The organism is Legionella steelei, from assembly GCF_001468005.1.
Taxonomy (GTDB): domain Bacteria; phylum Pseudomonadota; class Gammaproteobacteria; order Legionellales; family Legionellaceae; genus Legionella; species Legionella steelei.
Genome location: NZ_LNYY01000019.1, coordinates 1,697,623 through 1,720,831, shown reverse-complemented (window position 1 = coordinate 1,720,831; position 23,209 = coordinate 1,697,623). Strand labels below are relative to the sequence as shown.

The window sequence follows — 23,209 nt, the reverse complement described above, 5'->3', positions numbered from 1 at the left end:
TATGACAATGGCGTGTATGATTGGTGGAGAGGTGATGACTGCGGGCCCAATTGATATATGTAAAATGCCTCCTCGGGGTGTTCCTAATCCTTTTATGAATATCGGCACTTGGCTCATGAGTGTTGATTTTGTACCCATGGTATTAATTAATTCATCACCAAGTTGTAATATAGGAACCATTATTCCCGAATCAAATGGGGATCAAGCAGGGACTATGGGGGGCGTGATTTCGGGAACCTTCATGCTTTTAGTCACGCCTTTAACTGGTGCATTTAATGTACTTATAGATGGCTTACCTGCAAATAATTTGGGAATGACAGTCACTTTATCAAATGATACAAACACCATGGGAATCTATTCAGTGCCTTCACAAACAGACGTTATTGCGCTTTAAAGTTTGCTGTTTTGGTATGGAGTAGCCTGGTTGCTTGCAACCAGGCTACCGCTATTTTACAAGCGATGTTGAATTCGTTCATAAACAGATGCTTCTATCCCAACATGGAAAAAACCATCAAAAGCATGTAAGGGGACGTCCATTACTTGTGCAAAAGTATGATAGATGGTGTTGCTGTTGACGGTTGCAGATAAGGGAATTGTGAAGCCACAGAAGGGATAATTAAGATCCAAATCGTTAATTGCTTCCACTGCTTTTATGGCGCGTAACCAATGTTGCATGCAATCCTCTTTTTGATACACCGTGAAATAGGCATGAATAGGGAGCGCAAAAGTAGCGAACGGTAAATCATATTGATTGGCAAACAGAGGATCATAGGCAATACAGTATGCCTTTAAACTATGATCCCTACTGTAGCCAATAGGGACTATATGTCCATTGCTTCTTGAGGTAGCAAGTCCGTGCAATTGCGCAATGACTGTATTTCGTTCCAGTTCTCTTAAAATCCAAAAGTCATGCACAAAACGATCAAAATAAGGGATTGGTAAACGAAACATAGCGGCTTGAATGCAATATTCTGTCATAACCATCTCCAGTTAACTCCATCTCCATCCATGTTGCGCTTCTCAATTTCTCATTGTTTGCATGCCCTAACATCTTGAGTATAGGACTCTATTCGCTATTTGGTGGAGAGCTATTCTGTTAACAGCCGCGTCATAAATACTTAATTATTTGTGTGCTAAAATTAATCTAAGTGGTTAATTTTGGCGAGATCATCATGGGCGCTACGCTTTCTACGCTTGCAGATGAGGAAGACAGGAAGTCTATTGAAGGTGCTATAAAACAAATTCTCCTTTTAGAAGATGAACACATTAAAAAAAATACATGGTTTAAGAGGCTAAAAGAGCTCGACTATCTCGCTCATACACAAGAAAAATCCATTTTAGAATTTCTTACCGATGATGATTTATTAGAAATTATTGAGGTATTTAAAGGAATACAAAGTGCAGTTTCTAAGAATATAGAAGCACTGGAAAAGGATGGCGGGGAGCTTAGTCGCTTAAAAGAGGAAAGTGCTACTCTGGAAAACAAAATAAGTGCTAAGAAACAAACAATACTTGGAAAGCAGGCTAATTTACGTGAATTGCTACCTCCTCCTCCTGAACCAGGATATTGGGCTAATTTGTGGACTAATTTTGTGGCTTCTATAGGCGATATGAAACCTGGTCCTGGTAAAAGGTTCCTCTTACTTTTTGTATCCGAAAAAGATATACATGCCGCACAAATAATACGTAATTATCATACAGAACCAGCGAGGGCGCGTCAGGAGTTAAATGAGACAATCGCTTCGCTAGAATCAGAAAAAGCAGGGCTAGAAAAAAATTTATCTTCGGTAAAGGCAGATATTGGGCAAAAGGAAGGAAATCTCCGTGAATTAAAAGAACAGCAACAAACTTTGGAAGACAATGTTCCAATATTAGTCGAAAGTGCCAAATCTTTGATATCCACGGAAAAACAACAGCAGGCAGAAAAAGATATGGCTATCGATCGTGAGTTGGATTTTGACATTCCAAGACAGCCTTTCGGTTATGAGTAAATACAGCTCCTATTTTCAAAACTAATTAACAACCACCCTATGCGCCTGCACCCGCAGGTAGCCTGGTTGCTTGCAACCAGGATTTACTAGCATGAACCGTTGAGCCACCAGCTGCAAGCAGCCTGGCTAAAGTAATGACTAAAGCGCTAGAACTCGTTTAGCTCAATAAAAAATAACTATTTGTTAATTTTTTGTACTATACATTAAATAGGTAGGTTTATTTTTTGGAGCTGTAATGGCATCTGATAAAAAGAAACTAGAACAGATTTTTAAACTGATTGCTGATAATCCTTTGGAAGCAATAAAACAAATTCAGACTTTAGATGCTGAGGATTTAGAAAATGCTTCCTTAGGCTATTTAAAAGATGAGCAATTGTTTGACAAGGCAATCAGAGCACAACAATTAGATGTTGCAAATGCAATTATTGAGCGATATGGAGAAGTACACAAGAAAGAAGATTTAAAACACTATTTAGGAAAACAACAATTAAAACCATTGGCTATAGATTATCAGGATGGTCAAAACACCTACGTTTATGATATGAATATGGTTCGATGTATGAGTTTAACGGCTTTTAGATTTTATAAAGATTTAGTAAGTGAGCAAAAGGACGAATATTTAAAATCAATTCAAGCAGAAACAAAACAATTGCGTATCCTAGGTGTGGAAGAGCTTCTGAAAGTAACGCACAATCCAGCAAAACAAGAACTTTCAAAGGCACTTAAATCGTATAAAGAGGGTAAATCTTTTGCGGATGTGGAACTCAATAAAGCGATAACGAAGGCCTTTAGTTCATTAGATAGGGATGAGAAAGCCAAAGAAACAATTTCATATCAACAAGCAGACGCAGCTTTAGCTACAGCAATAAATCTTGATAATGCATGTTCTCAATTCAGAAGCCAAAGTCGTTTTGCTCATTCCTCTTTAGATAGTTTTAAAAGTAATATAAGCGGAATTTTAAACCATTCTTCTAATAATATTTTAAAAGAAAATCGCAGTTTTGCCGACAAAATGGCATCTATAGGTAATGTTGTGGCCCGATATACAGGGATAGGCTATGTTGTGGCAGCTGTTCAGGGAAAATTCCAAGATTTTCATGATTTTAAGTGGACATTATTTAACGAGAAAACAAAATTTGAAACACAGCAGGAAAATATAGGATCGCAGATTACTCCCAAAGCAGGTGGGTAACAAAAGCCAATGCACCATGCAAAAGTAGCCTGGTTGCTTGTAACCAGGATTTTCTGACTACCCAGATGAGACTCCGCTGCGAGTCGCCAGACTAGAGTCATTCGATTTTCTATCTTTAGTCAGGACAACATTGATTTCAGAAATCCCAGGATATCAATAATCGGTCTTTTTGTGTTAAAATTGATCACCCTTGGTTGGTGTTTTTAGGTTCCCAATGAGTCATACTATTTCTATTCTTCATAATGATAATCAAAAAACACATGCGAGCATGCTCGAGGCGATAAGCAATATTCTAAGATTAGAGGAGGAAGCGATTGCTAGTCAGTGTAAGGATGCTTTTGCAAGATTAAGCAAGGCCGAAAAACAAGCGCAACACGGTGCTAAATACAGTGATGAAGACTATTGTATTTTAGATGTGCTTACCGATGAAGATTTGATAGCTATTATCTATGAATTTAAAAAAGCGCTGCTCAATGTTTCTGAAACAATAGATGCAATGGCGCGGGCAAAAAGAGAAATGGTTACTCTAGCCGGTAAAATAACTGCTAAGGCTCAAGAAATACTTGATAAACAAGATAAGCTCAATGAATTAAATAAAAATCCCCGGCGCTCTGAACCAGGATTTTGGATCACTTTTATCGCGGATGCAAACCCTGGTTTTGTAAAAAGTTTAATCATCCATTTTTTATCTGACCTAACAGAAATCCGCACCGCACAAACAATTTGTGCGCGTCATGCAGAACGTAATCAATTAATGAGCGCAGTTGCTGCACTAGAAGCAGAAAATAAAACGCTAAAAGATGATTTATCTTTGGCAAAAACCAACATGCAGCAACGAGAAGATGAGGTAGGCAATCCCGAAAAATTAAAAGCGCATAAGAACATTTTGGAAGCTAATGTTGCAACATTAGAACGGGATGCTAAGTCTTTAATGGCTACATTTGGGCAACAAGGACCGGTAGCTCAAGCGGTGGTGGCACAGAAGCAGGATAACGACGAGGGATTAAACCCCGGGACCCGGGGTTTTTCTACCAACGCGCTCATTTAAGCGCAAACATCAGCGCAAAACATGCGTGCCAATTAAATCAGCAGGTGTGGCGCGGATATTTTGCTGTCTTTTCGTTTTAAAAAGCCCATGTTTTTGTAATGAGACCCCAGCTTCGTTGTTTTGACGCGACACAACTTCAGGTTCAATTTCTTGGTTGTTATCAATGGCTAAGCGCTTATCAGTTTCTACTTGATTATCTACAGGTGAATCGCTCGTAATGCCTACATCGATTTCTGAGTCATTATCAAGTTCTAAAACGCTACCGAGTTCTGAATCATTATCAGTCGCTGGACTATCGAATTCAGCGTCTGTTTTTTTCTGAATTGCTTTGCCGTGCAGTCGCTCACTTAAGTAGTCAGCAACGTCAGTTTGGCCGCTTGCAACTGCTTTTTTAATCGCGACTCTTAGCGATTTTTTTTCTAGTGTATTGATTGGCAGTTCACATAAATAGCGAACAATTTCTGGCTTATTATTTTTTACTGCCGCGATTAATGCCTTCCCAACAACTTGTTGATTGAGCACATCCATTTCATACGTACCTACATATTCAATGATATTCAGCCTTCCCACTCTAGCTGCAAGGAGAAATCCATCTCTTATCATCGCCAATCTACCTGGAAGATTCTGGGGTATGTGACATAGGGCAATAAATGTTTCTAACTGGTTATTTTTAACAGTCTCTTGTACTGCACGAATTATACTGTGTTTAGACGGTTTATTTTGGGTGCTCATGGAGCAAAAAAATTCTATTGGTGCTTGCTTTCCTGATTTTGCTGCAGCTATAAGTCCTTGATTTACTGAATTTTGGTTGGGAGCGTTAATTGATGAATTACATAAATAGCTAATGATGTCCATATGCTCATTGATACTCGCCTGTGCTAATGCTTCCCCAAGAATATCTGGAGGTAGTTTTACAGGTAACTTATGTAGGCATCGAACCAGAGGTAAATGCCCATCTTCACAGGCTTTTACAAAAACTCGCTGAATGAGCGACGCTCGCGGTGGATTCGTTGCATGGTACAGTTTGCTGATTGCTTCCAGTTGCAGCGTATTTACTGCTTGGTGAAATGCTTTTTCAATTGCGACAATTGAGGGGGGATGCTGTTCTGAATGAGCCATGAATAGCGCGATATCCCAATGTCCTAGTGCAACCGCTGTATGAAACTGTTTATTAAGCTCTGATTGACGCGGCATATTCTCCGCAGAATTATAAAAAAACTGAATAATGTGCAGCTGATTGTTAGTAATGGCCTCATTAAGAATTTTAAGCAGTTCAGTTGAGGATGGGGCATAATCATAAGTCTTTAAAAGATATTTTATAATGTGTAGTTGACCTTGCCCAGCTGCGAGAAAAATGATTTTTACGAGACCATCAGAGCTTAGCTGTACTTTGTTATGTCGACAAAGATAATCTACTGCAGGCCATTGATTTGCTTTTGTCGCTGCTCTTATTGCTTTGCTCCATGCTTCTGGGGCAATTTGCTCTGCCAACAGAGTAATTAAGCCAAGATTGCCATGTTGTGCGGCTTTAATAAAAATTGTTTTGCCTTCATATTCTTTTTCTGCCCAATTAAGTCGTTGTACTGGAGCATCTTCTAATCGTTGAATGATCTGTTTTCTGATGGGGCCATTGTCGATGACTGCAAGAAGTTCAACCAACACGCGTTCGTATTCACTGACTTCATCGGTAACTACAGGAGGCAACGATAGCGCCTCGATAAAAGTATTTAAATCAAAATGTACTCCATGACAACGGAACGCAATTTCAGCTGTTTTTGCTCGTAGTGCATATTTATTATCGAGAAGGAACTTTGCTTGCGGCTTGATTAAATCAAATACCGCAAGTTTTCTTGTTGTATCAAGCCAAGTATCTTCGATAAGATGATGGTTGTGGCTACTCAACGCCGGTTCACTGGTTTGCTCAATAATGCACTGATTAAGCTGTTGCTTGGCTTGTTCACTTTTCCGCTTAATGATTGTCTCGCAATCAGGATATTTTCTTAACTGACGTACCAATTTGTCATCGTCTAGCAGCATGGGATGAAGCGCGAGGTTATCAAGAATTGCCTCAAATACGAGTTGGGTCAGAGGACTGTTTTTCTTCGATAGCATCGAGAATAATGCCATCAATTGGAAAATAATATCGGGCTCAGCAGTATGTCCCACCGTAATGTGTTGAATAAAGTGAGCGACATTCTCTTCATTGATATGCTCAAAAAGATTCGGTTTATAAGGTAATAGATAAAATACAGCGCCCTCATTATGAGCTAGAAGTTGTTGGGCGGTATCATCCTTGATTAAATGAGCCAGATATTCTAAAGCTCTAGGGGACGTCTCTCGCGCAATAACATTAATAATGGTAGATAAGCCCTGCACAATCGTTGGTGGTTGATTTAAGGTATGGCCTAGTATGTGCAACCATGGTGCATTTTTTTCTTCTACTGCAGTGATTGCTGCGATGAGAAATTGTTGGCCAAAGAGTTGGTGTAAGGCCAAAAAATTGCTTGGCGTTAAAGAAAATTGTAAGGGATTTACTGTTCGCGCGATATTCTCTAATTCGCCTTTGCTCAGAGTTCCATCGAGCGCATATTGCCGAAATGCTTCTTCATCACTACTTATTTGTTGTGCGGTGTCTATGAGTTGCTTCGCTTCAGGAAAGCAGTTAAGCAGAGCATATAAGCGAAACACTTCATTGTCTTCTGAGTACAAAGTAAATAGATGGTATTTCAGGAAATCATGTAGCAAGTACGTGTGGAGAATATGTTGCTCACTGACGTTGCGTCGTACAAGCCAGAGGATTAGTGCAGCAAACAACTCGGTATCGCCAATCCATTCTCTACATAAGCCAATGACTCCTAGGGGATTTTTTTGTGCAGAGAGTTGTTCGCTTAAATGGCTTAAATGGTGTTCGACGCGTTTCCTTTCTTCATCGCGTTTTTGTATCTCCAGCTCAAGCGCAACTTGTTTCTGAATTTCAGGATGATTTTTAAATAAGGCTTCATTGTCTTGATATAAAGAAAGTGCTTTATTTTTATCTACCTGCAATAAAGCAAAAAATAGTTCATTCCATTTGCTGCCTAGATACGGTACCTCTTGTTGAGATTTAGATAACAAGTATTGAAATGTAATTAAAAATAAAGAGCCGTCCACACCTTCAGCCAATTGTAGCTGGCAAAACTCAAGATAATTCATAAACACATTATGCTGGTCTAATTCGTTTATGAAATGTTCTGTCTCTTGGCCACTTAATTTGGCAAGACGTATCTTTGCCACAAGCTTTCGGTTTGTAATCTTTGCCTGCTCTTGTTCTGTTTGGAGTAGATCTCTGGATAGGGGAGGATTGGAACTTGGAAGTGCTTCTTCATTGACGTGAAGCCAGTGAAATAGCTCACTAATGATCATCTTTTGGCTCTTAAGGGTAAAGTTGACATAAGATGTACTATAAATGATCTTGAGTCAAGGTGTTATTTGAACTCTAAGCCCTTAATTTGAGCCAAAAGTCTGTTAAATCGCAGTGATCTCCAAAAATAGACGATTTGATCTTGAAAGTGTCTAATGGTTTTTTAATTGGACTAATCGCTCATCCGCTCTGAAGAGCCCCTTCTCCCCTTTGGGGAGAAGGTGGTTTCTGATTGGTTGAGCACAATGGACTTCCTTTCCCATTTGTGTGAGAGGGCAGGGGTGATAGCCCATTTGCTAAATCACGGATAGATTGTCGCAATGAGGAATTTCTACTCAATAGAATATCTAAATAAGAAGTTCAAAAAAATTGATGTGAAGACGAATCTAGGATAAAAAAAATTAAGCCTGATCAATCAGCATAATCAGACCTATTTGCAGAATAAGACGAGGAGAGTAACCACATCCTTGTGGTATAGCGTCTTCCATGATGCTATAAATTCCCTTTAAGACATCCACTGTCATTCCTCGTTGAATTAAGCATAGCAAAATGTTCTAAATAATCATCGCTTTTTTATCTCATATTCATGTAAGAAATGTCTCAAACTTAAAGTATAATGACGTAATAGAATAAAAATTGTCCAAATACATACAATTCCCACATTCTGCGCCCTTAATATTAACTGCAACAAAACATAGGCTGCGTTGAGACGAAAAATCACCGTTCATAAAATCCTTAGCAATTATCAAGTTGAGGTAAGCATATGAGAAGCTTAACTCCATTGCTCAATCGCCGCGAACGGCACAAATATTTTCAGACTTCCCCAGGAATTACTCCAGAAAATATCACCATCAGTTCCATCGCCATCAGAGTATCCCCATACCCACAAATTATACAAACGATCACTTGTTGCTTGAAAAAAAAGTGTACTTTGCCCAACGGGGAATAATTCGTCATTGTCTGAGTTTGAGTGATCTTCAGACCAACCTGTGCCGTCACTCCATAGTTGAAACCGTGGGTCTTGTTCGATGCGAACATCATTGCCACTAAAATCAAAACTAATGACTCGAATTGCAAGATAACCATCACTATGTGCTGTCGGTCCTAAGTTGGACCAATCGTGCCATGCAAAACTATATTTTATAAACGGCGAAAAACGAACCCAGGTGCTCTCTGCAATAGGTCTAAAAAATATGCCTATACCTGAAGCTCCTAATGCAGAACCACCACTAAAAACGCTATAGTCTGCTATAAAGCGTCCATCTGTTTTAGATGCCTCTGCTTGACCCCCGGTATTATCATGAACTAAAGAATCAAATGTCCAATCAAAATCATAAGGAGGAGCTGTCACAATGAGCAATGACCCGCTTTTTATTTTGGGTTTTATCTTCGGATAGGTTGGTAGCGCCAATTTAGTCTTTGAGTGTTCGGATAATCTTCGTAATTCTCTAAGGCTTTTTTGTGCGTCTTTATCTTCATAAATGAGCTTTGCTAAGGGATTAAAAACGGAGGTATAGTGCTTTAATTTTTCTGTATTAATCGATTCACGCAGGTCGAGTTTCTTTTGGAGTTCTTGCTCAATATAATCCATTCCTTTTGCAGCAATACTTTGTGAAAAGGGTTTGCCATTTATAGCAATAATGCGTTGGCGTACTTCATCATGATTTCTATCGTCCATGGCTACTCTCCTTGAACTGGTAAACTCCTTCCCTAGGAGTTAAATTTTCTCCTCTTTTTTGTAAAAAAATCAATCAATTTGTATAACATTTGCGGTTAAGTATAGCATATTTTTGCATTAACGGCTGAGTCTACGGTCTTAAGTTCTGTTCCATTTTTTTCAATTCTGATTGATCTAGAGGAAAATCAACAGTCCAAGGTTTTATTGGCTTTGGCAAGGTGGTTTCTGTACAGTAAGCCTCTAATGTTTCAGCTGAAACATGGTCGATGCCGAATTCATCAGCAAGTATTTGATAACCCTCTTCAAAACTGGCTAATGTTTTTTGGGTATTCTCATCACCTTCACTTTTTGAAAACTTCAATTGTTTTGATTGGACATCCCAGGCCAATGATTTACGGCCATGTTCGGTAATGCTCCCAATGACAACTTTAGAATCGCGTATGCCAATTAGCTCTGGATAGCGCTCTAGTTTGAGTAAATTCATTGCGGCCTTTTCTTTGCTTATGGCTTGCAAATCGGTCTGCGCTAAGCGCAGCCATCCCTGCCGTGTTTTTTTCTCTAGAACATAAGTATTATCAACAGAATAAAACTTGAATACATCTCCATTTTGCGTAATTGGCTCATCTTTACCTGTAATCAGTATTGGAAAGCGAGGGGCAGAGGAGCCGAGTCCAGGATCTAAGAAAAAATGTTTCTCATCAATTTGCACTTTTAATACGAGATGCGATGGAGGTAGCTTTAGTATTTCGGATGAATTGACTGTAGCACCCATCAAAACGCGTGCAGCACAGAATGAAACGGTATATCCCATTTGTGTTAATGCATCTGCTAATAAGGCGGCTGTTTGAAAGCAATATCCACCATGTTCTGCAGTAAGTAAATTCTTATAGCTAAAGAAAGATAGTGAGTTTCTTTGGACTGGGTGCTGCTTGGCAATTTTTCTTAATTCAAAATTTGAATATGGGAACGTCTGTACATGAGCAAAATAGAGGGCTTTTAAAAAATTGATTTTTTCATCACTTGAAGCATTGCCAGGTAAAGGTTCCATTTTTAACGTTTGCAGATAAGTCTTTAAGTTTATTTTCATAATAAAGATCCACCCCTATGGTTTTATACCTGACTTAATATGTATCTGTGTATTTCTTCCCAGTAGTTTAACAAAGTACAGTAAAGAAATCTTCGTCTTAAGAGTATCTCTCATCGGTTCTAACCGTGAACATGCACTTCACGTACTAAAGCGAGCCATGCTTTCGCGGCCTCAGAAAGGTAGGAGTTCCTACGCCAAGTCATTGCCATATTCCATTGCAGCTTATCTTCTTTAAGTAACAGAGAATGAATTTGCTTGTTTTGCCTTTGCATGGCGATCATTTGTGGCAAAAATGTAACACCAAGACCTGCTGAAACAAGCTCTAACATAAAATCAATTTGGCTGCTTTGAGCAACTATTTTAGGCTCAAAACCTGCTCGTTGGCACGCATCGATAATCATACGATGTAAAGCAAAACCACTACCAAAAAGAATGAAAGGGATCTCTTTAAGTTCCAATAAGGAAATAGAGTGCTTTGTTGCTAATGAGTGATTAGACGCTAAAAGTGCAACCAAAGGTTCAGAGCGGATCGGTTGACAATCAAACTCTTCAGGAATAGGAAGTAAGGTTCCTGCGAAGTCTATATCACCTGCCCGCAAACATTCAGCAAGCTTGTCACTTCCATGTTCAATGAGTTCTACCTCGATACCTGGATAGAGCTGATTGTAACGCGCAAAAAGGGGGGCAAATAGAGTACTACTTCCTACAGGAGAAATACCTAGGCGTAATCGTCCTTGCTTTAAACCACGTATCTCATCAAGCTCTTTAAGAAGATCATCACGCTCAGCAAGTAGTTTAAGGCCTCGGTGATACACAATTTCACCTGCTTTCGTCGGTACATTGCGTTTCTTAAAGCGTTCAATGAGAGGAACACCCAATTCATCTTCAAGTTGTTTGATTGCTTTACTCACCGTAGACTGGGTCGCAAAAAGAATTTCTGCGGCTTTGGAAAAACTACCTTGACGTACGACTTCGATGAATGCGCGCAGCGGTTTAAATTCCATAAACTATTCCATAATAGAATGATTATAAGTCTATAAATTCATTTTATTCATAATAAATAAAGATGTACACTTTAATGAAAAAATAATGATCACAAAGATTTAATATATGTCATTAAAATTTCAGAAAAACCCATTATTCCAAGTTGGATTGGTTTGTTTATTTTGGTTAACAAGTGACCTTGTCGTGCACTTTGTCAAATTTCCTTTGCCTGGCGGCATTCTTGGCCTAGGGGTGGTATTACTTCTTTTAATGACCAAACGCATCCGATTAGACAGTATAAAACGGGGTACTGAATTACTCCTTGGAGATATGCTGTTGTTTTTTATTCCGGCAGTACTTGCCATACTCGAACATCATGAGTTTCTGAGTATCTTAGGTCTTAAAATTCTGTTCATTATTGTATTAAGCACGCTCTTGGTGATGTTGGTTACTGCGCTTGTTGTGGATTACTGTTATCGTTGGAGTTCGGAATATGTTAAGTCTCATGCTGGTTAAATCAGCAACACAAACAGTGTTTTGGTCCTTTATCACGATAGGTCTGTACTTTATTGTCAAACAGCTGCATCGTCGGTGGTCATTTTGGTGGCTTATGCCGCTTATTCTTACCCCTATCCTTGTTGCGGCCATGATTCATGTATTGCATGTCAGTTATCAGGATTATTTTCGCGGTACCAAATGGCTGGTCTTATTACTTGGGCCAGTGACTGTCGCTTTCGCAATTCCTATTTATGAACAGCGCGCGCTCATTCGTAAACATTGGTTGGTACTTTTAATTGGCGTATTTGCCGGAAGTTTCACTGCAATACTCTCAAGTTGGGTATTAGCTGTTCTTTTAGGTCTTGATGACAATTTACGCTTGAGCTTGTTGCCTCGCTCAATTAGCACCCCATTTGCCATGGAAGTTTCGCGTGCTATTGGCGGCACCCCAGATCTGACTGCCATTTTCGTTATTCTTACAGGGATATTGGGAGCTGTTATTGGTGAGCTAATACTCATGTACTTATCTTTTAATTCGTCTCTTGCTCGCGGTGCATTTTTAGGCGTTGGGGCTCATGCCGCAGGAACTGCTCAGGCTCGTAAAATAGGAAATACCGAAGGAACCATTGCGAGTTTGGCGATGATTTTAGTAGGCCTCCTCAATGTATTGCTTTTGCCGCTGATTAGTCATCTTCTGAGATAGACTGCCGTGTATATGTTAGTTAATTCATTGTTAACGCTAAATAAGCGAAGGCTGGGCTATTAAGCCCAGCATGTAAAATGCCAATATACTTCGTTCCTAAAACCAATGGATAAGCACTTGTTAATTGGGCTTATATGAGGGCAATGATAGACATTGGAGAGTAAGAATTAACTTTGCAAATGCTGGGCTTAACAACCAGCCTACAGACGCGTCTGCCGCTGATTAACTATTTTCTGTAATAGGTGTTTACAGACCCTATAAAAATTTTTTGTTGTTAATCAATCCTTAAGCTTATTTGTTTTACACTGATAAAAAAGAGGAGACTATCATGTCAAACAAAAAATTAACTGAACGTTTGCACTATGAGCTTGATGAGCTTGGTGTTCCTGCATTAATGACAGAGCGCGTGCAAGCGTGTTCAAAGATGTTTCAATTACCTAAATTTAAAATTGAAGCTTTACTCCATGGGGTTGTTGCATTAGATGACAATACCATGCAAAGAATTGCCGATGAGCTTGAAGTGAGCACGGACTGGTTATTTGGCGATGCAACTAAGGAAAAAACAAAACACTAAAGCATGTTCGCAAGGTGATGCCTTCCCTATATGTGTTTGGGTAATTCGTTGACAAAAAAAGTAGGCTGGGCTGATAAGCCTGAGGATCCCTCAGGCTTATCAGCCCAGCCTACACATTGCCTTGCAATGTTACATCCTAATTACAATTCCCTTGAATAACACAGTTCACCAGGCTGCTTGCAAAGTGATAATTATTGTTTTCATCATGAATAATTTCCCAGTCGAAAACGCCTCCAAACCCTGGATAAGTTCGTGGGGGAATGTAGGTATCACAACTTGATGCGCTGGCGATTCCGGTGCGTAAGCATTGTATGGCGCGTTTGATTGTACCAATCACTGCGGCGGGTGAGCCATCACTTTGTCCTGAAGCGTTAGGTGCGGGATAACCCAAGACAACCTGCGATGGGGTTAAATAACTGATATAAGGTTGGAACCCAGTTTGCTGTCCTGAACGGGTGGTTGCAGGCCAATTTTCCAGTAAATCGGTAGCCATAGCTACTGACGCATTAGGACTACTTGTATTGTTGGGGTCATAACAAACGAGGTCTATTCCATACGTACACCCTGCGTTATACATTTGAATGCCGACCCATGCTAAAGATTGATGTGTTTGCATCACCAAAGAAGCATAATTTCCCCATGTTGCATCAAACCCTGAGGTAGCGGCAACATTCGCAGTTTGTGGTGCTAAAGTAAGAAGCAAATTAGGATGATTCGTATGCATTGTATTGATGATGTTGGCTAAAACAGCGATATCACCTGTAGGATTGCTAAAAGTTCCACCTGCATTCAGCCCACTTTCAATATCAAAATCAAACCCATCAAAATTATATTGAGTGACTAAGCTTTCTAATGAACTAAGAAATTTTTGTTCAAATGCAGTCGGTGAAGAGGCTGCTGATACTACTTGATGAAAATTTACCGTAGTATTAGCAATGCTTGATGATGCGCCACCTAAGGAGAGCAATACTTTAATGCCTGCGTTATGCAGTGACTGAATGTAGCTTGCTGATACGGTATCGAATGCGGAAGTAATTTGACCGGGGTTTGTGGTGCTAAAGACTCCAAATGCCACGAGGATATGGGTATAGCCAGCATTAGCCAAATCAGTTGCAGATGGTGGCGTATCCCAACCGGGCAAGTAACCTATAATTCTGCCGCCAGTGCTTGTATTTTGGGTATACGTAATGGTTTCAGTAGCAGAGGAGGATACAGTTAAAGGTTGAGGAGAATAGCTTGTTGTATAACCATTTACTGATGTTGCGCTCACTGTATAGATCATTCCATCCGTTAAGCTCACATGAGTTGTTCCTGTTCCATTGCTTAGGGAAATGGTTTCATTGACCGGTGTGCTGTTATTGCTTGGCGTAAAGGTTACATTAATGGAAGAAAGAGAAGAGGGCGCTCCTGTTATGGTAACGGGAATACTGTCTTGAGCTACCTGTACGCAATTATAAGTGAGTTGCACTGTTGGTGCGGTAGGGGCTGCAACAGCTGAGGTTGGAGTAAACGTTGGAGTACAGTTGTATCCATTATATGCGATTACTGGTGTAGAAAAGGCATAGCTGACTCCATTTGCTAACTGACTAATCACGTTAGTTGTGCTCCAATTCACTTGGGCATTGGTTGCACTTTGAGTGTCTAGACGAGTTAAGGTCACGACTGGATTACCCGTATAACCAGATAATTGAGAGGGTAATGCGCCTAAGGCGAGATTGATATTCGCTGCGGTTTGCATTGCTGTATAGTTAATTGTAGAGGAAACAGTACTGCCTGCTGCAACTGTGAGGCTTGCAGGGTTTGCTACGCCTTGATACACGACACCGTTACTATCCGTTACATTAGTTGGTGAAACGGTATAAGTTCCGGCCGCCAGTCCAGATATCTGTTGTTGTCCAGACCAGGGAACCTGAACATTCACTGTTTGCCCATTTAAAGTTAAATTAACCACCGCATAAGTTTGGGTTACATTCGCAGGCTTCGCTGAAGCATTTATTAAATTGATGTTGCCAGTAGATACCGGGGAGTTTAAATAAACTAAGACACTATTGGCGATATAATCTGCAGCAGGCTCGCCATAAATAATAGTAAATGAACTTCCTACAGGAAGTTTACTATTGGCTCCAGGATAGGTAGGAAATTGTAAGGGGAGTGCGGCTAAATAGGTGCCTCCACTTTGAGGTTGTGATGTAATTTGTAAGGTATTGACTGGATAAGACAAAGGTGAAAAATTTCCCCAAAAAGTTGTCTCCAGATTACTGCTATTGGAAAAAGTTATCGTTGAATTTTGAAAATCTACGCTTTGATTGCAATTGTTGGTTAGTTTCAACGAAACGGTTTTCCAGCTACTTGTACCTGTTGCGCTGAAACTGCCTGCGATACACGCAGTGGGTTGCGGGGCAACAATTGGTGTTTTGGCAAAGCCATCATTTAAGAAAAACATGCAACCGACTAATAGTCCTATTTTTTTCATAAATTCCCTTAATTTTCATTAGATTAGAGATTGGGGGCATTAACAATAAAGAGCTTTAGGGTTTAATGCAAGGAATTTTTCATAACAAAAAGCACAGCTAGAGCCATGCTTTTCTCATTGAATTATGCCTAAAAAACTTTAAATAGAAGCATCTTTATCTTTGATTTGTGGCCATTGCGCATCCGCTTTTTTAATGTTGCCTGGAATATCTTTTGCCCAAATATCCTGAATTTGTTTATTCAGATTAAGATAAAGTCGTTCATCAACAATTTTCCATGCTAAGGGATCGCTGATGACTTTATGACCCGAAGCAACACCGTAAGCACAGTAACCGCCATACTCAGGTAGATATTTTTCTGGATTTGCCGCAAATGCTTTTTTATTTTCCGTCGTTGCAAAAATGTAAGCAATGCCATGATACATTGCTACATGGTTCCCATTCCCATGCACGGGGCCACTTTTTTGTTGATAGGATACAAGATCATAACCTTGATTCCCAACAACACTGATTGAGTTATCTACAGCGGCTTTTGCAGACAAAGGTAATAAAAACAATAAAAAGAAAAAAGATAAAAAGCGTGAATGCAAAAAATTCATATTATTACTCCCTGTATTGAATTAACTAAAATGTATCGTCAGTCATTGTTCATTCGTATCTGCTGCACATATTTTTTAATCATTACTTATGAAACCCATTATAATCCATAGCCAGTAATTGTGATTCTTTGCCATAGTTTTCCGAAAATGAGATCAGTTCAGATAGATTTTTTTCACACCAGCGAATTGCAGTAATTGTGGGTAACGTATCCTTATTTTTTTGCACAGACCATTGAGCATGTTCTAACAAGAGGCTGGCTGCATAGGTGCGAGCCAATGCATACGCAAGTTGCCGTGCACCAGTTTGTTGCTCCTCAATACTCATTTGAGGTATAGAGAGAATGTAGGTTTTTAGTTCGTGCATTGCGTGTTGGGTGTTCACTTTAGAATGAATGAGCTCCTTTTGGTTGATGTGGTTCAGCCGTTTCTGTATGTCGTCGAGAAAAAATACCGCCGCATTTTCTTTATGAATCGCGCGCAAGGCATCAAGACTGAGAATGTTAGTTGTTCCTTCCCATATGGAGAGCACTTGAGCATTTCTTAATAATTGTGGAAGGCCAGTATCTTCAATATAACCCGCTCCACCAAAAGCTTCTAAAGCTTCACTTACCAGGGCAATTGCTTGTTTTGCTGTATAAAGTTTTACTAGAGGGGTCAATAGTCTCAATATTGCCTGTTCCGCTTCTGTTGCTTCACCTAGTTCATCTTTGCCCAATAGTTCAATCGCATGAAAAACCAGATGGAATGCTGCAGTAAATTCTACTTGCATGCTTGCCAATGTTTCCAGATGGAGCACATGTTTTGACAAAGTGTGACCAAATGCGACACGCTTTGTTGCATAATCACGAGCAAGTGCGATCGCGCGGCGCATATAACCAACAGCACAACAGGCATTGTAGATGCGTGTGATATTAAATAGAGATGAAATCTTTTTAACTCCATCACCTGCTTCGCCAACGAGTAGCGCAGGGGCATTTTCCAGAGTTAATTCTGCTGTAGGTAGAGCACGAGTACCTAACTTGTCTTTTAGACGATTAATCCTAATTCCATTCAGCTTGCCCATTTGATCTCTAAGTTCTAGATAAAACAAACTTAAGCCTTTACTGCCTTCGGGGGCGCCCTCGATACGAGCAAGAGTCATGGCAATTTGGGATGTTGTGGCAGATGTAAACCATTTAACGCCACTGAGACGAAAATGGGAGCCATCTGGCCTCGCAATTGTTGATGTGCCACTGACATCAGAGCCACCCGTGCGTTCAGTCATCCATTGACCAGAGGTCCAAAAATAGCTGGGATCTGCAGAGGTTAAATGGGGAAACGCATGTTTTTTTAAGGATTCATCTGCATAAAGCTCCAATGCTCGCGCAGCACCATCAGTCATCGCGAGAGGGCATGAGTAAATTGCCGATGAAGGATGAAATAAATACAATTTAGCAAATTGATGTATACGTGATAATGCACCATGCTTGCGTTCATAACCTATAGCAATTAATTTTTCCTCTGCAGAGATTTTGTCGAGTTCTTTCCACGCATGAGATACTTCAATACGGTCAATGCGTTTACCCCAGGGATCATAGGGGATGTGTTGCGGTGGATAGGCTTCAGCTTCTTGCCCTAATTTATAGATGTCTTCAATTGTTCGTTGGCCGAGATGATATAGTTCAGGTTGAATTTCACTGAGCATGGAAGAAGGGAGCTTCCACTCCAGATACGTTTTTAGAACCCGATCATCATCATATTGATTACCTAAACGTGGGGGCGTTTGAAAAAAGTCACTCATCAATCTATTCCCTTAGATTTTTAAATTTGATCTATCTTAACCGGTCCAAAGATAGGGAGCAATCTAGGGTTAATCGAGCGAACGGTAAGCAGACTCTAAAACCTTTTAATTTTTAACAAGAAAATAAAAATAAATTTGAACTTTTCTCATAAATCTGACATGGTAATTGCGGCGTTTTAAAAATGAAGCACTGAAATGAGAAAGGAGTCTAAGGTGAGTAATTCACGTTTAATAAATAAGGAATTGGCAGTTGCTGTTGTAATGGCTCAATTTGTTGTTGGTTTACCAGCATTTGCAGGTGGTTTTCAGTTAAATGAGACCAGCCCAAGCTTGCAAGGTTCCGCAATGGCTGGTGCTGCAGCAGCGAATAATGATGTTTCCGCATTATTTAACAATCCGGCAACATTATCTACTTTGCTACAAAACCAGATATATGTTGGAGCAAGTGAGTTTATCCCACAAATCAGTATGTTTGATGGAGCAGCTACCCATACGTTTAATGTACCAGGCACGCCACCATCAACCATTTCTGGCGGTGTACAAGGAGATTCATCAGAACATAACATAAGTAATGCGGTGTTCATTCCGCAAGGTTATGTTGGGTGGCGTACTCCTCTTGATAAGTTAACATTGGGGCTAGCAGTTGTTGAGCCATTCTACTTATATAATAAATATTCAGAAGACTCCGTTTTACGCTATGCGTCTGTAAAGACCGAGATTAATTCGGTTGATATTAATCCTTCACTTGCCTACCAAGTGAATGAAAAACTGTCTGTAGGTGCTGGTTTTCAAGCCCAATATTTAAAAACAATTTTTTCTCACTTTGATGGAATCAACACTGGGGTTCCTCCTATTGATGCATTGATTGCAGCAACAGAACCAACTCATTTGAAGAGTGATGGCTGGGGTTATGGCTATACGGTCGGTGCTCTGTATCAACTGGATCAATTGACACGTATAGGGGTGAGTTATCGTTCAGAAATCTCTACCAAACTTAGTGGTCATGGTGAACAATATACGATTATTGGTGATATAGTTCCTTCACCTGCAACTACTTTTTTGTTCAATACTGAAACCTCGGTGAGCAATACTCTGAGAACGCCTGGGGTGCTAACTATTGGACTGGCTCGTGATATTAATCAGTGGACTCTTAAAGCAACAGCACAAGTGAACTTCTGGGATTATTTGGGTGATCTTGTTGTTTCTACCCCAGATGCTTTTGAGACCGTTTATGTTGTTCCAATGAAATGGCACAATACCTTCTTTGGTTCTTTAGGTGCTGATTATCGTTACAACTCTTCGTTGACTGTACGTGGAGGATTAGCCTGGGATCAATCGCCAATAAACGCTCAAAATCGTACTCCTCTGATTCCTGATTCAGATCAATATTGGTTAAATTTAGGATTGACTTACGCAGTAAACAGCCATTTCTCTATTGATGGGGCTTATTCACATATTTTCATTCATAAGCAATCTGTAAGCATCAACCAAGTCAATGAAGGAGTGCCCGGATTAGTAGCTCCTTTAGAAGCGAATCAGGTTAGTGCTGACTACAAAGGGACAAACAATATAGTATCAGTAGGCTTACGCTACAGCTGTTAAGTCATTATAAGGAGATAATTTAATGTTAGCCAAAATGAGAAAAAGGATATTACATGCCAAAACACAATTGACAGTGTTAGTTGGCGTGTTTTCTTTAGGTTGTGTGCTGTCCAATACTGCTCAAGCAGTTCCATTTAGTGAAATTAGCCAAGTGATATTCTTTGGTGATAGTTTAACGGATAGTGGTTTTAATAATACGTTTACGCTCGGTAATGGAATACCTGATAAAGCGCCTACGTTTACAACGTTTAATGGCTATACCTGGGCTCAGTATCTTGCGAATGATATCTTAGGTGTGCCTCTGCTACCCCCTGGCACTTTATTTCCATCACTTCAGGATATGATGACCAACAATACGACTCCTATTTTTGTTGATCCAACTCGTCCTCCAGCACCACCAGTTGTGCCACTTCATGGGTTTAATTATGCATGCGGAGGTGCTAGAACTGCAGCAGAGCCTGGCATCACTTTCTATTGGGCACCATCTGTGCAACGACAAGTTGCCAACTACTTAACTACTGCACCAAAAACACTGGATCCTAAAGCAATGTACTTCATTTGGTCCGGTGCGAATGACATGCTTTTTGGAATTCAGTCACAACTTAATCCAATTGAGTTCATGCAGTTGATCGACCAGACCACAACTCAAATTGTCCAGCAAGTTGAAGCGCTTAGTGCACGAGGTGCTAAAAGAATTGTAGTCTTGTCTTTGCCTAATATCGGAGTTACTCCATTCATAAGCGGATTGGCTGTAACAATAGGGGATCCAACGCTTCCTGCAAATATAAAAAATCTCAGTTTTATGTTTGACTCACTGCTCAACCAAAAACTGGGTGCTATTGCAAAGCGTTATAAGCGTCATGATGTTAAAATTTTATATTTTGATACTTATATGGCATTGGATAACCTAATCCTTAATGCAGAAGCAGGGGAACCTACGGTTGTCAGTGGGCAATCTTTTTTATTTGACAATGTTACAAGTCCTGTTTGTTCTGCTCCATTGGCTATTTTATGTCAACAAACTTCAAATAATTTCCTTTTTGCTGATTCTGTTCATCCTACTGATATGGCTCATCGCGCATTATCGTTGGAAGTGAAAAATCAAATCAGACAATGGGCATAATGTATCGCAGACCTTCTCCTATTACTGGGAGAAGGTACCTGCTAGTATGCTTCTCTCTTAACAAAAGTTATAGAACCATCTCCTGTCGCTTCTCTTCTTGTGCATCTGCTTTGGGTTCTTGTTGCGTACCGGCAAAAAAATCTTAATCTTGAGCGCGTTACCTCATAAAAAGGGAGCGCAGGTGTAGCTATCGCCGCATGAAGATGACATCCTTATATTTGAATCGAGTGTCCATTAATGATCTGTACGCTTTGAGGCTTTGCTTCGGAATAGTAGTCACGTTACACTGTATTTTTTAGTATGGGGTAATCAGCAGAGATGAAACTAAGAACACATAATCTTTTAACTTGGATTCCTCATCTTTTCTTGTTTTATAAAGAAAAGGTATTTCGAAAATTATTACCTATCACAATCGTTGTCACCATTTACGCAGTGATCATTGCTTGTTTTTTTGAAAATGCTACTCGCCATAATCTGGGGCAATTTCATTTGATTTTTAGCTTTATCCTAACCATAGTTATTGGTTTTAGGGTAAATGCTAGTTATGCTCGTTGGTGGGAGGGAAGAATTTTATGGGGATCAATTGTTAATAATTGTCGAAATTTAGGTTTAAAATTTGATGCTTTTATTGGTTTGCAAGAACATCCTGATTTTTATGAGTTGTTAAAAAAATTACCGGTTATTATCAAGGCTCATTTACGAAAAGACAGTAAAGAGATTCAAACTGAGCTGCTCTCTTTATGTATTCATGAATTTGAGGGCAAGCACCCGGTTCTTTTAGTAACTCAAAAAATGTATTGCCTGCTCAATCAACTACGTCAAGAAGATAAGTTACAGCTAGAGCAATACTTGGCTTTAGACACGCATATGGCCAATTTGATTGATATGACTGGGGGCTGTGAGCGAATCGCGAATACCCATGTGCCACCTGCTTTTGCCTTTTTTGTAAAACAAGCGTTACTGTTTTATACCATCATGTTCCCTTTTGGTTGGGTAGATACATTTGGATTTCTGGTTATCCCAATGATGGTCATGATTGTATATATTTTATTGGGTTTGGAAATATTATCTGAAGATCTGGAGGAACCTTTTGGTAAAGAGGATAACGATTTACCCTTAAATATTATTGCAAAAAATATTGTTAGAAATATAGATCAAATAGCTGAATCCTAGATAAAGTTAAGAATTTAGTATGTTGTGTTTCTGAGAGGGTAGTCTTGTATGCTCTTGAAAAATATCAATACTTAGGTTAATTTTTGATTCGTATAAGTTTGGCGGCATCAGCAAAAAGGTAAACTGCATGTATAATCATTAAGGCTGCAGATCCATCATGAGATAAGGAGATTCAAATGGTAAGTGAAAACACATCTGTTGGAGAACATTGCTACATACATCCAAATAAACGCATTTCTTGGACAGCTGTTTTAGCTGGTGCATTAACCGCATTGGGTCTTAGTTTCTTGTTGAATCTTTTCGGGGTTGCAATAGGACTTAGTGCTTTTAAAACCATGAGCAATGGCTCCATGCTAGCAGCAATAGCTGGTATGCTAGGAATAATTATAGGGGTGGTAATTTCTTCGCTTGTTGCAGGATATACTGCTGGCTATTTAGGACGTTTGTATTGTCCTGAACGTAATTTAGGCGTCATGTACGGTTTTATTACCTGGGTCATTGCATTAATTTTAGGAGCTATATTGATAGGGCTTTTGAGCCAATCTGTAGCAACCTATACTAATTCGATTTCTCGTACTGTAGTGGCGATGCCAGTCACAGTAAATCAAATTTCAACTCCAGTAGGTACTACCAAAATTTCTTCTGCAATGAAAAATGGCCAGAATGAGGCAGTAGTCGAAGTTAATGTAACACCTAGTAATCTTACTTCTGGGGCATTCATCATGTTCACGCTATTTTTCTTAGGCGCTATCTTCACGTGCGTTGGGGCAAGTTGGGGAATGCGTTGTCAAAGAGATGATGACCCATTATAAATGGAATTAGACGCAACCGCTTTTGCCTACATTATTCGGAATGTAGGCAAAAATTTCCAGATTAATTGCAGTTAAAATCATTAGGAAATACCACTGAAACACTATTATCTGGACCATTTAAAATGACTGGCCCTGCTTTTAAGACACATTGACCAATAATTGGTCCCTGGAACATAGAATGTAGCGGTGTTGTATATAAAGTTGCGCTGATGGTTAGAGGCGCTGGAGAACAAGGTATTTTATCTATGGATTGAGGTGCTTTTCCACCAAGCATGGTAAGCGATCTAGCAAACCCAAATTCATTAGTCACATTAAATGCAACATTTTGATCAAATTGCACTGGTGGGGTAGCAACGGCAACTTCTACTTTGCAGCTCAGATCTTCATTGGCATACACAGGAAGAAAAACAGAGCAACTGATAATAGATAATGTGGCTACAAGCGCTTTTTTCAACATAATAATTCCTCATCGGTTTGGGTTTATTTGGATCTAA

The 23,209-nt window shown here is 39.7% G+C and carries 20 protein-coding genes; 11 read left to right on the top strand and 9 right to left on the bottom strand.

What is annotated here, in order from left to right; genetic code table 11:
* Position 1: 1 nt before the first annotated feature.
* Positions 2-394 carry a DUF4150 domain-containing protein gene (locus Lste_RS11695; protein WP_058511106.1) on the top strand — a complete coding sequence of 131 codons (393 nt, stop codon included), beginning with the start codon at positions 2-4 and terminating at the stop codon, positions 392-394.
* A gap of 56 nt (positions 395-450) precedes the next feature.
* Here Lste_RS11695 and Lste_RS11690 read toward each other — a convergent pair whose 3' ends face one another.
* On the bottom strand, positions 451-978 hold the full coding sequence (locus tag Lste_RS11690; protein WP_058511105.1) for a hypothetical protein: 528 nt from the start codon (positions 976-978) through the stop codon (positions 451-453).
* A 194-nt stretch (positions 979-1,172) separates the two neighbouring features.
* Here Lste_RS11690 and Lste_RS11685 point away from each other — a divergent pair, with 194 nt between their 5' ends.
* The 3 genes from Lste_RS11685 to Lste_RS11675 all read left to right on the top strand — a co-directional run bounded on the left by Lste_RS11685 (position 1,173) and on the right by Lste_RS11675 (position 4,231).
* Entirely contained in the window at positions 1,173-1,991 is an 819-nt protein-coding gene (locus Lste_RS11685) for a hypothetical protein (protein WP_058511104.1), read from the top strand.
* Positions 1,992-2,283: 292 nt separating this feature from the next.
* Entirely contained in the window at positions 2,284-3,183 is a 900-nt protein-coding gene (locus Lste_RS11680; protein ID WP_157070733.1) for a hypothetical protein, read from the top strand.
* Between the two features lie 214 nt (positions 3,184-3,397).
* Positions 3,398-4,231 carry a hypothetical protein gene (locus Lste_RS11675; RefSeq protein WP_058511102.1) on the top strand — a complete coding sequence of 278 codons (834 nt, stop codon included), beginning with the start codon at positions 3,398-3,400 and terminating at the stop codon, positions 4,229-4,231.
* Between the two features lie 9 nt (positions 4,232-4,240).
* Here Lste_RS11675 and Lste_RS11670 read toward each other — a convergent pair whose 3' ends face one another.
* From Lste_RS11670 to Lste_RS11655, 4 genes are all read right to left on the bottom strand, one after another.
* Complete coding sequence (locus Lste_RS11670) at positions 4,241-7,633, bottom strand: ankyrin repeat domain-containing protein (protein ID WP_058511101.1); 3,393 nt, start codon at positions 7,631-7,633, stop codon at positions 4,241-4,243.
* 770 nt (positions 7,634-8,403) lie between these two features.
* Complete coding sequence (locus Lste_RS11665; RefSeq protein WP_058511100.1) at positions 8,404-9,309, bottom strand: hypothetical protein; 906 nt, start codon at positions 9,307-9,309, stop codon at positions 8,404-8,406.
* 130 nt (positions 9,310-9,439) lie between these two features.
* Entirely contained in the window at positions 9,440-10,396 is a 957-nt protein-coding gene (locus Lste_RS11660; protein WP_058511099.1) for an arylamine N-acetyltransferase family protein, read from the bottom strand.
* Positions 10,397-10,515: 119 nt separating this feature from the next.
* Positions 10,516-11,400 (bottom strand): LysR family transcriptional regulator, encoded by an 885-nt coding sequence (locus tag Lste_RS11655; RefSeq protein ID WP_058511098.1) that lies wholly within the window; start codon positions 11,398-11,400, stop codon positions 10,516-10,518.
* Positions 11,401-11,506: 106 nt separating this feature from the next.
* Here Lste_RS11655 and Lste_RS11650 point away from each other — a divergent pair, with 106 nt between their 5' ends.
* From Lste_RS11650 to Lste_RS11640, 3 genes are all read left to right on the top strand, one after another.
* Entirely contained in the window at positions 11,507-11,896 is a 390-nt protein-coding gene (locus tag Lste_RS11650) for a CidA/LrgA family protein (protein WP_058511097.1), read from the top strand.
* A complete protein-coding gene (locus tag Lste_RS11645; RefSeq protein ID WP_058511096.1) occupies positions 11,874-12,581 on the top strand; it encodes an LrgB family protein in 708 nt (235 codons plus the stop codon). Before Lste_RS11650 ends, Lste_RS11645 begins: the two co-directional genes overlap by 23 nt.
* Before the next feature lie 328 nt (positions 12,582-12,909).
* Positions 12,910-13,155: a hypothetical protein gene (locus tag Lste_RS11640; RefSeq protein WP_058511095.1), complete on the top strand. Its 246-nt coding sequence runs from the start codon at positions 12,910-12,912 to the stop codon at positions 13,153-13,155.
* A gap of 136 nt (positions 13,156-13,291) precedes the next feature.
* On the opposite strand, the gene Lste_RS11635 is transcribed toward Lste_RS11640, so the two are convergent.
* The 3 genes from Lste_RS11635 to Lste_RS11625 all read right to left on the bottom strand — a co-directional run bounded on the left by Lste_RS11635 (position 13,292) and on the right by Lste_RS11625 (position 18,005).
* Positions 13,292-15,628: a glycosyl hydrolase family 18 protein gene (locus Lste_RS11635; protein ID WP_058511094.1), complete on the bottom strand. Its 2,337-nt coding sequence runs from the start codon at positions 15,626-15,628 to the stop codon at positions 13,292-13,294.
* Positions 15,629-15,766: 138 nt separating this feature from the next.
* A complete protein-coding gene (locus Lste_RS11630) occupies positions 15,767-16,225 on the bottom strand; it encodes a YHS domain-containing (seleno)protein (protein WP_058511093.1) in 459 nt (152 codons plus the stop codon).
* 82 nt (positions 16,226-16,307) lie between these two features.
* Complete coding sequence (locus Lste_RS11625; RefSeq protein ID WP_058511092.1) at positions 16,308-18,005, bottom strand: acyl-CoA dehydrogenase family protein; 1,698 nt, start codon at positions 18,003-18,005, stop codon at positions 16,308-16,310.
* Between the two features lie 213 nt (positions 18,006-18,218).
* Here Lste_RS11625 and Lste_RS11620 point away from each other — a divergent pair, with 213 nt between their 5' ends.
* The 4 genes from Lste_RS11620 (at position 18,219) to Lste_RS11605 (ending at position 22,715) form a co-directional block, all read left to right on the top strand.
* Positions 18,219-19,607 carry an OmpP1/FadL family transporter gene (locus Lste_RS11620; protein ID WP_058511091.1) on the top strand — a complete coding sequence of 463 codons (1,389 nt, stop codon included), beginning with the start codon at positions 18,219-18,221 and terminating at the stop codon, positions 19,605-19,607.
* Between the two features lie 22 nt (positions 19,608-19,629).
* Positions 19,630-20,730, top strand: a complete 1,101-nt coding sequence (locus tag Lste_RS11615; protein WP_058511090.1) for an SGNH/GDSL hydrolase family protein — start codon at positions 19,630-19,632, stop codon at positions 20,728-20,730.
* A 318-nt stretch (positions 20,731-21,048) separates the two neighbouring features.
* Positions 21,049-21,903 carry a bestrophin family protein gene (locus tag Lste_RS11610; protein WP_058511089.1) on the top strand — a complete coding sequence of 285 codons (855 nt, stop codon included), beginning with the start codon at positions 21,049-21,051 and terminating at the stop codon, positions 21,901-21,903.
* Positions 21,904-22,079: 176 nt separating this feature from the next.
* On the top strand, positions 22,080-22,715 hold the full coding sequence (locus Lste_RS11605) for a hypothetical protein (RefSeq protein ID WP_058511088.1): 636 nt from the start codon (positions 22,080-22,082) through the stop codon (positions 22,713-22,715).
* A 61-nt stretch (positions 22,716-22,776) separates the two neighbouring features.
* On the opposite strand, the gene Lste_RS11600 is transcribed toward Lste_RS11605, so the two are convergent.
* Entirely contained in the window at positions 22,777-23,172 is a 396-nt protein-coding gene (locus Lste_RS11600) for a hypothetical protein (protein WP_058511087.1), read from the bottom strand.
* Positions 23,173-23,209 lie beyond the last annotated feature (37 nt).